The 14,928-nt window shown below is 59.0% G+C and carries 10 protein-coding genes; 5 read left to right on the top strand and 5 right to left on the bottom strand.

What is annotated here, in order from left to right; all coding sequences use genetic code 11:
- Positions 1-339 precede the first annotated feature (339 nt).
- Complete coding sequence (locus tag F8G81_RS10790) at positions 340-1,149, bottom strand: IclR family transcriptional regulator (RefSeq protein ID WP_267278962.1); 810 nt, start codon at positions 1,147-1,149, stop codon at positions 340-342.
- A 706-nt stretch (positions 1,150-1,855) separates the two neighbouring features.
- On the opposite strand from F8G81_RS10790, the gene F8G81_RS10785 reads away from it, so the two are divergent.
- From F8G81_RS10785 to F8G81_RS10765, 5 genes are all read left to right on the top strand, one after another.
- A complete protein-coding gene (locus F8G81_RS10785) occupies positions 1,856-2,611 on the top strand; it encodes an SDR family NAD(P)-dependent oxidoreductase (protein WP_267278961.1) in 756 nt (251 codons plus the stop codon).
- A gap of 73 nt (positions 2,612-2,684) precedes the next feature.
- Complete coding sequence (locus tag F8G81_RS10780) at positions 2,685-3,587, top strand: SMP-30/gluconolactonase/LRE family protein (protein WP_267278960.1); 903 nt, start codon at positions 2,685-2,687, stop codon at positions 3,585-3,587.
- A gap of 54 nt (positions 3,588-3,641) precedes the next feature.
- On the top strand, positions 3,642-5,024 hold the full coding sequence (locus F8G81_RS10775) for an MmgE/PrpD family protein (RefSeq protein WP_267278959.1): 1,383 nt from the start codon (positions 3,642-3,644) through the stop codon (positions 5,022-5,024).
- A gap of 242 nt (positions 5,025-5,266) precedes the next feature.
- Positions 5,267-6,658: an MFS transporter gene (locus F8G81_RS10770; RefSeq protein ID WP_267278958.1), complete on the top strand. Its 1,392-nt coding sequence runs from the start codon at positions 5,267-5,269 to the stop codon at positions 6,656-6,658.
- A 165-nt stretch (positions 6,659-6,823) separates the two neighbouring features.
- Entirely contained in the window at positions 6,824-8,194 is a 1,371-nt protein-coding gene (locus F8G81_RS10765) for an aldehyde dehydrogenase family protein (protein WP_267278957.1), read from the top strand.
- A 1,572-nt stretch (positions 8,195-9,766) separates the two neighbouring features.
- On the opposite strand, the gene F8G81_RS10760 is transcribed toward F8G81_RS10765, so the two are convergent.
- The 4 genes from F8G81_RS10760 to F8G81_RS10745 all read right to left on the bottom strand — a co-directional run bounded on the left by F8G81_RS10760 (position 9,767) and on the right by F8G81_RS10745 (position 14,710).
- Positions 9,767-10,159: a hypothetical protein gene (locus tag F8G81_RS10760; RefSeq protein WP_267278956.1), complete on the bottom strand. Its 393-nt coding sequence runs from the start codon at positions 10,157-10,159 to the stop codon at positions 9,767-9,769.
- A gap of 309 nt (positions 10,160-10,468) precedes the next feature.
- Entirely contained in the window at positions 10,469-10,879 is a 411-nt protein-coding gene (locus tag F8G81_RS10755; RefSeq protein ID WP_267278955.1) for a nuclear transport factor 2 family protein, read from the bottom strand.
- Positions 10,880-11,072: 193 nt separating this feature from the next.
- A complete protein-coding gene (locus F8G81_RS10750) occupies positions 11,073-13,601 on the bottom strand; it encodes an ATP-binding cassette domain-containing protein (protein ID WP_267278954.1) in 2,529 nt (842 codons plus the stop codon).
- Between the two features lie 50 nt (positions 13,602-13,651).
- On the bottom strand, positions 13,652-14,710 hold the full coding sequence (locus tag F8G81_RS10745) for an ABC transporter permease (protein WP_267278953.1): 1,059 nt from the start codon (positions 14,708-14,710) through the stop codon (positions 13,652-13,654).
- Positions 14,711-14,928 lie beyond the last annotated feature (218 nt).

The following is a 14,928-nucleotide window of genomic DNA, read 5'->3' as shown; positions in this document are numbered from 1 at the left end:
TGCTCCTTTGCTTGACGCGTGCGGCTTAGATGTGTGAGCACAGGCCACAGTTGCAATGGCTTCACAAATTCATCCTGGCGAGTCCGGGCAGCGCGCGGTCGGTCTGGGTCAATCAGTGTCAATAAATTTACAAGATATCCCATATATCGGGATACAGCCACCTCGAAGCCTTGTTCGGTTAAGCGCAGGCAGTCCTACCTCGCTCCAACGGATAACACGGCTGAGAAGGACACTAGCGCCCTACCCATGGGCCAATACAGCCGTGCAGAAGGGGTCGGTCGCTCCTAGAAGCGGCCACGATCCGCATTTGGCCCGGGACGCCCAGGTCTTAGTTGAGCCCTATGGGTGTTTGTTGACCTTTTCGTCCGTCTGATCTTCAGTGACGCCTGCACCCATCCGGCGGGACAATTCCCGGCAAGTTTGGACCAACATCTCGCGGGCTTGCTCCACGGGCACTGTCTCCATGCCCGATAGGCGATGGATAAAAGGCGCCGTGATCGCAGCCACGGCCTTACCGGTATGGTCAAACACCGGGGCCGAAATGTTCGTTACTCCTTGAATTGTGAGCGACGGCCCTTGGCAGAACCCAGCTTTGCGTACCTCGGTAAGATCGGAAAGAAATCGCGCGCGGCGAGCACTTGTCTCGTTGCCTGCGAGCGCCAGCAAATGCGAGAGTTCCTCTTCCTCCATGAACGCGGCAAGGACCCGGCCAGATGCAGAGTCGTCGATGGGAATCTGCGCACCGAGACGGACCGTATTTACGTTGGTATCTGGACCGTCGACCTGAGCGATAACCAGCAACTTCCCGGAATTGAGGATGCAGAGGTGAATGCTTTGGCTTATGCGATTGGCAAGTTTTTGCATCTCATCGCCGGCGATTGCCGTCAAACGCCGAATGATTGGATGACGGTGAGCGACCTCAAACAGTTTCGTCGTCAGGTGATAACGCTCACCGCTATCTAGCTCTACGTAGCCGCGCTCACGCAGCACCATCAGCACGCGGAAAATCTCCGATGTGGTACGGCCGAGCGTCTTGCCGATCTCGGCTTGGCTGAGTCCGGCTTCCGCCGAAGCGAGGAGTTCAAGAATTTCGAGCCCCTTCGCCAGGGCCGGTGCGCGATACTTGCTCTCACTTGTTTCCGTGTCCACGACGACTGCTCCTAATTCGGCCAGCGCTAAGCCGCTCAGGCCAGCACCATAGTTTTATATATGAACGTTACTCATAGCTCTAAAACAGGTCAAATGCCTTTCTGGAGTTCTCCATGATGACCCAAAGGCCCTTTTGTAAGGGCCGTTGCGATCTACAGGCAAATCGCTGTGGCCGGCTGCACTGACCCGGCGCGTGCCGCAATACCAACGCCGTCTCATCGCCCAGAATTGAGGAGCCCGGTTGAAAGCTTCTCACGATAGTTCCGTTACGGGACCAGCCAAGTTGAGCCGCCCTACCCGTGGCCTCCTTTCGACACTGAGCCCGCGTTGCGGGATTAGCTCTCACCCTAGAGTAGTAAGCCTTCAGTGGAGGGGTTCCAGGCGACCGATGCCCTAATCCCAAGGTAGTTCCCGACAAATAGCACCGGGCCCGCATGCCTCTAGTCTCAGTTCGGCGCGCGCGGTGGATACCGGACCCGTACGGCCGGGCCCTCGTAACGCTCTCTTGGCGCACCCCGGGCAACGAGCAAACCCAAATCCAGGCGCGCTGCCCGCGCTTGACGCACCCGATTGCTTCGGGCACTTACCCTTGACGACTGAACTCATATATGGAACTATCTTTTACATACAAAAGCGACGTGCTTAAGCCTCCCCCGGAACCAACCGGTCCGGAGCAGACGTGCGCGCAGATACAAGAGGAGTCTCAATGAAGCGATTCGAAGAGCGAACAGTCGTGGTCACCGGTGCCGGAAGTGGCATTGGTGCCGCCACCGTCAAGAGATTGCTTCGTGAAGGAGCAACAGTGGTTGCGGTGGACGTCACGCAGGCTGGCGTCGATGCTGCAATTTCAAGCGCGGACAACTCCAACCGGATCCACGGAGCGGTGCTTGATGTCTGTGACCAAGAAGCGACAGTGGCAGTTCTCGCCGAAATGCGTGGAAAATTTGGCGGCCTTAGTGGCTTGGTAAACTGCGCGGGTATTACAGGTGAAGGAAGTATCGTCACCACCGATCCCGAAAAGCACCGCAGGATCATGTCTGTGAATCTAGACGGAACGATCAACATGTGCCAAGCATTTGTGCTTGCAGTCAAAGACGACACAGGGCCGCGCGCCATTGTAAATATCTCTTCGGGCGCAGGTATCCTGGGCGTGCCCAACCGCCTCTCCTACGTCGCCTCCAAGTTTGGAATTTCGGGCATAACGAAATCCATGTCACCCGAGCTCGGTCCCCTCGGTATCAGGGTCAACGCCGTCGCCCCCGGGATGACCAGGACTCCCTTGATCGAATACATGATGAGCGATCCCGAGGCCGTGGCACGTATTAATGCAAGGCATCCTATTGGGCGAATAGGCAACCCTGAAGAAATCGCTGCGGTTATCGTTTTTCTTCTCACCGATGATGCAAGCTTCATGACTGGATCGGTTGTCTCAGTGGATGGCGGCCAGACTGCGTGCCTTTAGCTTGCACGCTTCGCGGGTCACTGGCTGAAAGCGTTTCGGGCGCCTTGAGCCCATACCTTGAACGGAGGAATTCATGGTTGAAATCAAGCTTTTGGTTGACTGCAAAAATCATCTTGGCGAGGGCCCGCTTTGGGATGTCCGGGACCAGCGCCTCTACTGGATTGATAGCACAGCTTGCGAGATCTGGAGTTGCAACGAAGACGGAAGCGACGTTCGCACCTACTACGTTCCGACCTATATCGGTTCGATGGCGCTGCGAGAACGCGGCGGAGCTGTTCTAGCCTTGGCCGATGGCTTCAATTTCTATGACTTTGGAACTCAAAGAGTCACTGCAATCGCTAACCCCTTCACCGATAAACCCGGCTATCGGTTCAACGACGGGAAGGTTGACCGTGCCGGCCGATTTTTTGCGGGATCTATGGGCTATGACTTCGACCCCCTGAACGTGAGCATAACCCGGAAGCCTGGTGATGGCGGGTCTCTCTACCGGCTGGATCCCGACCTTTCCGTTGCGGAGATCGACACTGGCCTGGTTTGCGCCAACGCTCCTTGCTGGAGTGCTGACGACAAAACCTTCTATTTCGGTGATTCGGAGCACAAGCTCATCTGGGCTTACGACTACGACATTAGCGCCGGCGAAGTTTCCAACAAACGGCTCCATATCTCCGACCAGAACTACGCCCGTACCGTCGACGGAGCGACCGTCGATTCCGAGGGATACCTGTGGAATGCCAAGGTACTCGGGGGTCGCATCATCCGCTACGCCCCGGACGGATCAATCGATGGGGAGTTCGAAGTTCCTGTTCGCAACGTCACCAGCGTCATGTTTGGGGGCCGGAATCTTGACGTTCTCTATTTCACCAGCATGGCCAAGGCGGTTCGTGGGGTGCCCACCACACAGGACGGTGCCGGCGGTCTGTTCGCGATCTACGGACTCGGCGTGAGGGGCCTGCCAGAAGCGCGCTTTGCCGGGTAACCCTGAACGCAATGCAGTCCTTGATGAGCATTAGACACAAACGAAAGACACGAAATGGTACACAGCGTCGATCTCTCCCACGACCTCGCAGGTTTTGCGGCAAACACGCGGTTTTCTGACCTGCCACCGCAAGCGGTCGAGGCCGCTAAGAAGAGTATTTTGGACACACTCGGCGTCATGCTGGGGGCGAGCGGGATGGAACCAGCCGTTCGACCTATAATCGAGCTCCTCACGGATGCTGGTGGCAAGGAAGAGGCCAGAATACTCGGGTTCGGCGGGCGTATACCCGCCACCGCGGCCGCGTTTGCCAATGGCACGCTAGCTCACGGCCTTGATTTCGACAGCCAAACGCCTTGGGGGGCTCATCCGGACAGTTCACTCGTACCTGCGCTTCTTGCATTAGCGGAACGCAAGGGCGACGTCACCGGCAAAGAGCTAATCACAGCTGTGGCAATTGGACAGGAACTGTTCATTCGTTTGCGTTGCAACGTGGGGTGGCGCATGGACTGGAACTTGTCGTCCGTGGTCGGAGTGTACTCCGGTGTAGCCGCCTGCGGCTCGCTTCTAGGTCTGAATGTCGGGCAAATCGCCCATTCCATGGGCATCGCCAGCCTGAACGCGGGCGGCACGATGGAGCAGATATTCGGCACAGGCAGTGAGCTGCGCGGGCTTTATGCCGGATTCATAGCACAGAACTGCGTGAACGCTGCGCTCCTGGCCCAGAAGGGGATGCTTGGAATGGCCAACCTGTTTGAAGGCGAGGCTGGCGTGTTCAAGGTCTACTTCAATGGTGAATACAACCGCGAGAAGATGCTCGAGAACCTCGGATCTGAATTCCTTTCTGCCGGCATGACCTACAAGTACTGGCCAGCGGTGGGAAACGCGCACACCTATATTCATGCTGCTCTCGAGTTAGCACGGGAAAACCCGATCAAGATCGAGGACATTGAAACCGTCCGCGTCTATGTCGGGGATTTCGCTGAGCGGATGAGTCAGCCGTTGAAGAAACGAAAAGCGCCAGAAACCCTTATGGACGCCAGGTTTTCGTTGCCCTTCCTCGTCGCCTTTGCGCTCGTCAAGGGCAGGATGGGCATCTCTGACTTCTCGACGGATACCCTCAAGGATCAGCAAATCCTCGCGCTTGCGAATCGGATTGAGCCGATAGCTGATCCGGCATACAACTGGAATCTTAAACTGCCCGCCGGAAAGATCGAAATAGTCACAAGCGACGGTCGCCTCATTGAACGCCTAGGTTCCGACGTGCCCGGGACGCCGGAACGCCCGATGACATGGGAAGAGCTCCAGCAAAAGTTCAGTGATTGCGCGGAAGCTTCGATCCAACCCGTTCCCCTTGAGAATGTCAAGAAAGTGCAAGACCTCGTGATGGCTCTGGAGGCCTGTACTGAGATCACTCAGGTCCTCGAGCTGGTCCGCTGACAGGCCAAGGCCAGAAACGGTTGGGCCCTAATGGCGCCATTCGAGTGATAACGGCCACCGCCTCGAGCTGATCATGTCAGCTCCTGAGGATGCCAGCATCTGTCGGCTTCAGCCAAATAAGCAGCTCCATCCTGCCCTCAAGAGTCATTCAGTCTCCAAACCATCCTTCAAAATCCTCAGGGACGTCACAAACGCTCTATAGATCTAGCCCAAATGGGCACAACCTACCAGGAGGTAGCAGCGTGGCTACAAGTAGTTTCATACCGGCCAAGTCGGCCGTAGACCGAAAATCGGTCATCAAGAAGGTTAGACGGACAATCCTGCCGGTCGCCTTCCTGCTGTACGCGTTTAACTATATGGATCGCGCCTCCATTAGTTATGCCCAATTGACGATGGGCAAGGAACTCGGCATTGACGTTGCGACGTACGGCGCTGTCGCCGCGATTTTCTTTGTCGCATATGTTCTCCTTGAGGTTCCCAGCAATATGATTCTCGCGAAGGTCGGCGCCCGACTCTGGCTGGCGCGCATTGCGATCACCTGGGGCCTGGTCACCATGGCTACTGGATTCGTGCACTCGGTCACACAGTTGTATTTCGCCCGCGTCCTACTAGGCATTGCTGAGGCCGGGCTTTTCCCTGGACTCATTCTTTTCCTCACCTATTGGTTCCTGAATCACGACCGCGGCCGGGCTATCGGTGCCATAGCGCTGGCCATGCCTGCTGCTCTCATTGTTGGAAGCGTAAGTGGCGGCTTGATTCTAGAGCACGTGGACTGGTTTGGGCTCAGCTCTTGGCGATGGATCTTCATCCTCCAAGGACTGCCGCCGGTCCTACTCGGGATTTGGATCCTACTGACCCTGGCGGATCGGCCGAGCAAGGCCAAGTGGCTCAATGCTGACGAAAAGAAGTGGCTGGAAGGTTCCATAGCCGAAGAGTATGCAGCCATGCCCGAAGACAAGCACGACAACTCGAGCGAGCTGCGGGCCTTGCGGAACCCCAAGATCCTGTATTTGGGCCTGATCAATGCACTAGCCGGGGTAGCAGCTTATGGGATGACCTTCTTCCTCCCGCAAGTCGTGTCCCAATTGAATCCGTCATACTCTCCGACCAATATCGGTCTATACGGAGCTATACCGTACTTGTGCGGTGCCATCGTGATGTTGCTGCTCGTCCGCTATGCAGACATCAGCGGACGACGGAAGTTTATCGTCCTGACTTGCTTCGCCACCGCTATCGTCGGCCTGCTCATGACTGCCGTGTTCCGCGGCTCCCCACTGCTGGGAATGATAGGACTCATCCTGCTGGCCTGCGGCGTGATCGGGAACATCCCTACGTACTGGGCCCTGATCAGCCAGATCCTGACAAAGCGGCAAGCAGTGGTTGGAATCGCCGTTATCAATTCCTTGGCTTCTGCCGGCGGTTTCTTCGGGCCGTTTCTCATCGGCAAGCTGGCCACTCCTGGCGACACCATTGTAGGAATGACCGTTCCGCTGGTTGCGCTCTCGCTCGCGTTCGTATTGTTGCTCTTCGTCAAAGTGCCACCCCGCAACCAGGGGGAAGCAGCGCCGTCCGAGAAGCAGGACCAGCCCGAAACTTTTGAACCAACAACTCCAATCCAGTCACCACCCAACTGAAGGATGATCGCGAAGATGACAACGACAACGTCCGAAGTGTTTGCCGGGACGCGAGAAGGAAGGCCCTTTCGTGTCGGCCTAATCTCTGCCGAGGGGGTGAGGGTTCCTTCAGCTGGCTTTGAGTTGGAGATTCATAATCCGGCTACGGGCACTGTCATTGGTTCATTGCATGAGGCTGATGCTGCAGAGATCGACGCAGTGGTCGCGGGAGCGAAGGCTGTGTATGAGAAGGTGTGGCGGGGAACGGCGCCGGAGGTCCGGGCCAGAATGCTCGGGGCCTGGGCGGATGCAATTGTTCAGCACCGTGATGAGTTGGCTGACCTGGAGGTCGCCGATGTGGGCCACCTCCGCCGCGAGGCTATGGCTGACATTGACAACAGCGCCCGGGTCCTGCGCTACTACGCAGGGATTGCTGACAAGCTCGAAGGACGTACCTTCGCGCAGTTGCCTGACCGGCTCTCGTACGGTCTTGATGAGCCCTTCGGCGTCGTCGCGGGCGTCAGCCCCTATAACGGGAACGCGAATTTCGTCGCGTTGAAGGCGGGCCCGGCGCTCGTGGCCGGGAACTGCATCGTGATCAAGGCACCCGAGGTCGCCCCTTTGCTGAACTACCGGATGGTTGAACTTGCCCTTGAGGCAGGCGTTCCGGCCGGTGTGATCAGTGTCGTGACCGGCCGTGGAGCGGTGGTCGGGCCGCTGCTCACCGAGCATCCGGATATCGGGATGATCGCCTTCACCGGCGGACCGGATTCAGGGCGGGCGATCATCAACCAGTCCGCTAAGAACATCGTGCCGGTATTCCTCGAACTCGGCGGGAAGAGCCCCGCGATCCTGCTGCCGGACGCCGACCTCGAGGCCGCTATCCCGTCGCTGCTGCACTCAAACTTCGCAAAGAGCGGCCAAAGCTGCGTGACCGGATCCCGGATTTTCGTCCCGGACTCGATGTATGCCCAGGTCAGCGAACGGCTCGGGCAGAAAGCGCAAACAGTACGGGTCGGACTTCCCACGAAGGAATCCTCGCAGATGGGCACGCTCATCAGCCGCCCGCACCGTGAACGCGTGGACAATCTGGTCAAACGCGCGATCGACGCCGGCGCGGTCGCCCTCGCCGGCGGCACCCCGGCCGAGGACGGCGAACTCGCAGGCGGCGCCTTCTACCAGCCCACGGTCCTCGCAGAGGTCAAGGACGACAATCCCGCGGCCCTCAATGAGGCCTTCGGGCCGATGGCCAGCGTGTTCTCCTACTCCGACGTCGATGAAGTAACCGCGCGCGCCAACTCCTCCGAATTCGGACTCAGCGCGCAAATCTGGGGCAACGACGCACGGACCATCCAATACCTCGCCAAACGCCTCGAGGCAGGAACGGTATGGATCAACACCTACCGCTCCTTCCACCCCACCGTCCCCTTCGGAGGCATGAAACAAAGCGGCTTCGGCAAAGAAAACGGCTTCGACTCCATCGCCATGTACACACGCCGCAAAGCCGTCGTCTGGGACCTCACCACCAAACGAGAACTACCCTACGCCGACAACTAATACAGCAGATCATTGTTCCTGACAGGAAAGGACACGCCATCGGGAACGGCGGCCACTGGCAGCAACTGAAGTCGTCCGACGATGACGCCTTGCCCTGGCCGCGTCGTGACGCGTTCAGCAACCATCCTGCCAGCATGTTTAACGGCTGGCGGTGCTCCTTGAGCGTCCGGGTTTCCCTCGACGCCCGGACAAGGTCGATATTGGCCCAGATAGATTGTCAGGAACCAGCCGTCACAGGAACCAGGGCGACGAGAAGGCGCTACATCAAGATCCTCCATACGTAGGACTGCTCACCGCGGTGCGCCATGGCTATTAGAGCCTTATCATCAAGGGCTAAATACCGCCGCGAGGATCCGTTGCTGCTGGCCTGCCCTGGCGTCCTCGAGGACACTGTGGAAGAATCGGGCATTCCGCTCTGCTAACAGCGTTTGATGATGACTCAATCTTCTGCGTTGGAGAGCACCGCGCCGTGCAGAGCCCAGAAACCCGGTTCGGCCGCGGACAGTGGCGCCCCTTGTTCCAAGGAGCGGTTACAGGCATCCTGGCTCACATCCCCCATCACCGCCTGAAAGCCATCTGTCCCCCGTAGACATACAGTGGTTGAGGTCCCTGGGCTGGGCAGCACGTGATGCTTTTTTCGCAAGTCTCTGGGCGAGATCAAGAGGGCGGCTACCTCTTGACGAAGGGAGAGTTCGCCCCCGGCGTCTACGGCGCCGCGGCACTTATTTTCACCGTTCAGAAGACAGTCTTGGGCGGCTTGGGGATCGCGTGGAACGGGAACGAGCGGCGCGACGTCCAGGTCCCTGTCGTTGCTCGGCGTCAAACAGGCGGGCAGGTTCACAACGGAAAGCCTGCTGGAGAAGCAGCGCCGTTCACGAGATCGAGGTATCCGGGAGTTCCGCTGGAAATACTGGGCCAGGCGCTTCTACGCCTGCGCTCCCCCAGCCAAAAGTACGCGTTCCCAGACTTTCACCCCCTGCGGGCTGCGACACGTGAGGCGATGCGCCCAGCGGCGCGGCTCAAGTTAGGCATTCCAAAAGCATTCCCAAAGAGTTACCAATATCCTACACTATGAGATATGACAAATTGTTGGTGTGCCCGCGTGACGGGTCGACGATACGAGGATGGTTGCTCACGTGGGTGGACGGGGTTCGTTAATCCTGGATTTGATTTTGCGCGTTCTGGAACTGTTCACGAAGAAGGGGCCTGCATGGTGGATCGTTTCCTCGTTAGAGCAGGGGGAACGTCGGACCAGCTCGTTGCTGCCCGGCTCCTCGACTGGGCAGACGAAATCGTGGCCCGTCACTGATCCATTCGGTATGCCATGGTAAACATCAGAGATCGGGTCCTGGCCGTGAGCGCATTGAGGATCGCGATGATGGCGTCCCCGCCGCGAATTTTCGAGCTGGGTGGCACGACCACACTGCACCCGTCGCGGCGACCCTCCGCTCTGCAAGGCTTGTCCACCACCGAGCACGGGCCAGCCCCGCATTACTGGTGTTGAAGCCGCTGAGTTCGCTGAAGTGTCTGCCACTTCAACACCCCTCCGTCGGCGGATTCTTTAGTCAAGGGTCAGGGCATCGCCGTTTGACTCTTTGCCGTTTTGGATGAACAAGACACTTCGGTCTGCCGACCCCCGTCGACGACCGCATGAACCCCGGCCTGGTGCAGTGCCAGCGCCGTGCCCAGAGTCACGTTCGAGCGTCGCGTTCCATCTGAGGTCAGCGCGATCACGCTGCAGCATTCGCCACCTTGCTGGATCTTAACCGAGATGGGAAGGGGATGGTTCCTGCGGAATTCGGCCTCGCCGGCCGCGTCGGGAATGTCGTCAAGGCTGTAGTTGAGGCAACTTCCCGCGAAAGTCCGAAGTTGCAAAATGGTTTTTCGGTGGTCATAGGATGCTCCAGTGACCACCGCTGATCCGACGAACTGGTTCGGCTCGTCCGGATTCCCCGCGTATTCCATGTTCTCCTCTCGATGTACGACGGATGCGGCCCCATGCGGAGCCGTCAGCCATTTGGAAAGCGGGAGCGGACTGGCCCAGGAGGGTCGCTCTTCCCCAGGCAGGATGAGTGCCTGCCGCGTCCGCTTCAGGTGCCATCGCCCGCTTAGTGGGAACCTAATCCTGAATATTATAAATATCCCATACAATGGGATTTGCTAAACAACAAGTCCTCGCGCGGTGATGTCATTTTGGATGATCCAGGACCCGTTGATCAGGTTTCGCGCCCGGGTGACCATTGGTCCCCGTACGTGTGTACGGAGAGGAGTCCCTCACGACGACGGGCTGGCCGCCACGGGTTCATCGAGCAGTTCGAAGAGGGGCGAATTGTCGACATAGATGCGCTGGTCCGTGAACTTGCCATTTTCAACAGTGAAGACGGAGCATGCCTTGATTGACACGCTCCTCCCGTTGTGGAGGTGCCAGACGCCGAGAGACTCGAAAATGACAACGCCTTCGTCTTCTTCCCATACGTTGACCAGATCGTGGTGCAACGATCGCACCCGGCCAAGCAATCCCGCCATGGCAGTGAGCGCCGCATCGCGACCGGTGATGGTGGGTGCGGGAGCAAAGGTCAGAGTTATGTCGTAAGCGAAGTACTTGCCGTACCGGTCAGGTTGGTTAGTCTCCATCGCGGCGTAGTACTCGGTCAGCAGGTTGACGATTTCCTGGCTTGCGCGCAAGATTGGGCTCCTTCTTGTCAGCGGGGGCATGGCGGTAAAGAGGCTTGCAGGGCCGGATAAGCCAGCCCTGCAAGCTTGGGACCAATAATCACTAAATCAGACTTCGGGGTCAGCGAAGGCCCGTTGCGGCCGTCATTGCCATCCCGTACGTCTCCTCCTCATTTTTTTGAGCGTCTTTGACCCGTCGCCAACATCATTTCCGTGTACGTACCCGCTGGGCCACTGTGTAGCCGGACACGGCAACGAGCAGGATGATGCCGTAAATGACCTGCTCGGTCGCGTTGGGGATGTTCAGCAGCGGGGTGACGTTGTCCAGTAGCGAGAGGAACACGGCTCCCAGGAGCGCACCGATGAAGGAGCCCCTGCCGCCGGTCATGACGGCCCCTCCCAGGAACACTGCGGCGAACGCGGGAAGCGAATATGTTGCGCCCACGGCGTTCGATCCGATGCCTGTTTGGGAAGCCAGAAGCACGCCTCCGACGACCGCCCCGAGGGCACACACGAGAAGTCCGACGGCCCGAATGACGCCGACCTGCCGGCCGATCCTTCGGCTTGCTTCCGGGTTGAAGCCGGCACCTCGCACGGCCAGCCCAGACCGGCTCCGATAGAGCCACAGCTCGAGTGCGATGGTCAACACGACCAGGCCGATAAATGGAGCTGGCACGAATGCGACGCCGAGGCTGACAGCAGTCCCGAGGTCCGGCGCGATGACACCGCCCGGTGCGGGCCGGAGGATGATGGCGATGCCTTGGACGATGCCCATGGTGGCGATGGTGGCAACGACGGCGTTGATTTTCAGCCAGCCGATCAGCACGGCGTTGAAACCCCCGATTGCCGCCGCGACCAGAAGGAGCAAGGGGATCGTTCCCGCTAAGGAAGCGGGGCTCAGATCCGGGAGCGTCATCGAGACAAGGACGACGGTAAGACTCATCGTTGAACCGACCGAAAGGTCAAAGCCTCTCGAAAGCATGGTGAATTGCTGTCCAAGGGCAACGAAAGCCAAGGGCAATGCGATGATCAGCATGTTCGCGAGGTTGGGCCACGTCCAAAAGAACGGCGACTGGCTGCCGGCGTACCCCGCCACAATTGCCGTCAGCAACAACAGAGCAAGAATGGGGAAATTCGAGGAGGCGCGCGCGATGAGTCGCGACGCCAGACCAGCATTGCTGGGTATCTGGTCAACGTGATTCTGGTCTACGCCAGCCGCGCTGACGAAGCTGCGGACGATAGCGGATTCTGTCGTCGGCCCCGCCAACTCCTGGACGACGGTGCCGCGTGACATGACATAGACCCGGTCACACATCCCCGCCAGTTCAGCTGAGTCTGAGGAATTTACGAGAACGGCCATTCCTTCCTCGGCCGCGCCGGACAAGACGCGGTAGATGTCCATGCGCGCCCTTGCATCAACTCCTTGAGTCGGTTCATCGACGACCAGCACCTTGGGGGGTCGCAAAGCTGGCCTGGCAAGGACAGCTTTTTGCTGATTACCCCCCGAGAGGCCACTGATTGGCTGGTAGGGCGATGCGGCCACGATGCCGAGCTGCTTCGACACCTTACCGAAGGCCTCCCGAAGGCGACTGGGCAGGGCAAGGCCGAAGGGGCCGCTTTCAGGACCCAGCTGGGCAGTAGCATTCTCCATCACAGACAGCTCGCTATAGACAGACTCCACAGCGCGATCGCCGCTCTGGAAACTGATGCCGGCATCCAGAGCCGCGGACGGACCGCCCCGTCCAACGGGCTTGCCGTCGACCAGGATCTCTCCCGAAGTGCGTTTTTCACCGATGAGGCCGCGTAGTAAGGCTCTCTGTCCGTTGCCTTCCGCACCTGCGACGCCGACAATCTCGCCTGGACGAACGTTGATCGATACGGGGCCGTAGCCCTGCCCGGACAGGTCCCGAACCTCCAGCCTGTTGGTCTGCGCCTTAGTCGGCGTTCGAGTCGGGAACTCAAGGTCGGTTGGGGCACCGACCATGACTTCAACTATTTCGTCCACTTCCCAGTTCCGGCCACTGTAGGTTCCCTGGATCACCCCGTCGCGGAGGACAGTAAGCCTGTCGGCAAGGCGGCGGACCTCTTCCAAGCGGTGGCTGACATAAACAATGGCGACCCCCTCGTCGCGGGACTGCCGGATCAGCTCTTCCAAGTGTGCCGCGTACTGCATGTCCAGGGCAGCGGTGGGCTCGTCAAGCATCAGGACACGTGGCTGGTGGCTCATGGCCCTCGCGACTTCGAGGAGCTGGCGTGCGCCGGGACCCAGTGCGCCTACGAGGTCCGTGGGTTTAAACGGCAGGTCATAGCGGGCAAGCAGCCGGTCAAGATCCGACGGGCGCGGCTCGCCAATGGCGTTGAAGGAGAGCGCAATGTTGTCCGCGACGGTGAGTTCCTCAACCAAGGATGTGTCCTGATATGCGGTAACGAGACCGAGTTTGCGGGCGCGTTTTACTGACCCGCCGGCCAGCGACTGACCTCCGATGGTGACTTCGCCAGTGTCATGCGTGAGTACGCCCGAAGCGATTTTGATGAGGGTGGACTTCCCGGAGCCGTTTTCTCCCACGAGCGCGTGGACTTCCCCCGGCCGGCAGTCGAAATTGACGTTTGTGAGCGCCTTCACGCCCGGATACGACTTGGACACTCCGGTAAGGACTACAGCCGGCTGCTTGGAGTCCACCTCTGCAGTCAGAGAGCCGGAATGGGAAGTCCCCACGTCCACAATTTTTTCCACTTCGTGTTCTCCTTTGATCCTTCGCGACGGCGGCGGTGTGAGTTGGCTTGTCATTTCAGAGGCCTTCCCAGTTGCAGCGCCGCAATGCGCCGAATTCCGGCAACGCCATATTGGCTGATGGTTATTGCCGCCACTGCGACGACGAGGGTGAAGCCCTGAATCATGATTCGCGCGCCTGTGGGGAACCCGGCCACAACAAGGGCCTGATCAAGCAGTTGAAGAAAGACGCAGGATACGAGCAGGCTCGCGACACTGGTTGGGCCGCCACTGAAGGTGAGCCCGGCGATGGCCACGGCCGTCACCGTCGCCAGCTGGTAGGGAGCACCGATGGAGATGTCCGGAGTACCGATGAAGCCGGCAACGAGCACCCCGGCGATTCCGTAAAGGAGGCCGACGGCGGCGAACGTGCTCATCTGAACCAGGGTGACACGTACCCCCAAGGCCATTGCTGCCCGAGGATTCGATCCGACTTGGGCGACCCTGCGCCCTGCACGGGTGTACGAGAGCACGGCAGCAAGGATCAGGCCGACAATAAGCGCGGCCATGAAACACATGTTGATGTTTAGCAGTGACCACTGGGCTACTTGCTGCAGTTGCTCCGGCGCTTCACCCGTCAGTGAGAAGGACACTCCGGTCCACAGAAGCATCCCTCCTGTGACGATTCCGTAGGTCGCCAATGTCACGATGATCGAGTTGAGCCGAAGAACGCAAATAAAGAAGCCGTTGACGATGCCTATCAACATGGACAGTACAAGGGCTGCGGGAATGACGAGCCACAGGTTGGCTCCGGGAACACCGTAGTGAACTACTATTCCGGCGGAGGCAGCCACCACGGCAGAGACTGACAGATCGATTGCGCCCAGCATTACGACGAGCATCTGCCCCATTGCTGCCAAGGCGAGGACACCGGCGAGGGCACTGACAACCCGCACGGAGTTCCCGCCCAGGCTGGCGGGAGCAACTACCACTGCAAACAGCAGCAGCAGGACCAGTGCGCCCCAACTGGCCAGATACCGGGCGGGAAACCGGTACTTCAGATCTGTCAGCCGGTTTTGGGCGGCAGCGGGCGGGATATAAGTCGGGCCGTTGCCGGTCACATCTGTAGTCATCGCGGATTCCTCCGCAGGGTTATCAACACTTCTTTGAACCTCCGGGTCAGAAGCAACATTGCTTCACTGAAGTTTCGGCCAGGGCGACCGAACGATTGGTTCGCGCAGATTGGCTGCACTTTGCTCCACTTAGCGCGAACGTGCTGTAGGTCACAAACGGTTTAAGTCATGCGCAAGGCAAGAGCCTTTTCCGCCCGCGGGCGGCCAGTCTCTCCTGC

Origin of the sequence: Arthrobacter sp. CDRTa11 (assembly GCF_026427775.1) — a bacterium.
Classification (GTDB): Bacteria; Actinomycetota; Actinomycetes; order Actinomycetales; family Micrococcaceae; genus Arthrobacter.
Note: the sequence above shows the minus strand (reverse complement) of the source record. Positions and strands in the feature narration are given on the sequence as shown.

Excerpts from the sequence above, each read along its gene's own strand:
- F8G81_RS10785 (WP_267278961.1), top strand. The coding sequence starts at position 1,856 with ATGAAGCGATTCGAAGAGCGAACAGTCGTGGTCACCGGTGCCGGAAGT.
- F8G81_RS10780 (WP_267278960.1), top strand. The coding sequence starts at position 2,685 with ATGGTTGAAATCAAGCTTTTGGTTGACTGCAAAAATCATCTTGGCGAG.
- F8G81_RS10775 (WP_267278959.1), top strand. The coding sequence starts at position 3,642 with ATGGTACACAGCGTCGATCTCTCCCACGACCTCGCAGGTTTTGCGGCA.
- F8G81_RS10760 (WP_267278956.1), bottom strand. The coding sequence starts at position 10,159 with ATGGAATACGCGGGGAATCCGGACGAGCCGAACCAGTTCGTCGGATCA.
- F8G81_RS10745 (WP_267278953.1), bottom strand. The coding sequence starts at position 14,710 with ATGACTACAGATGTGACCGGCAACGGCCCGACTTATATCCCGCCCGCT.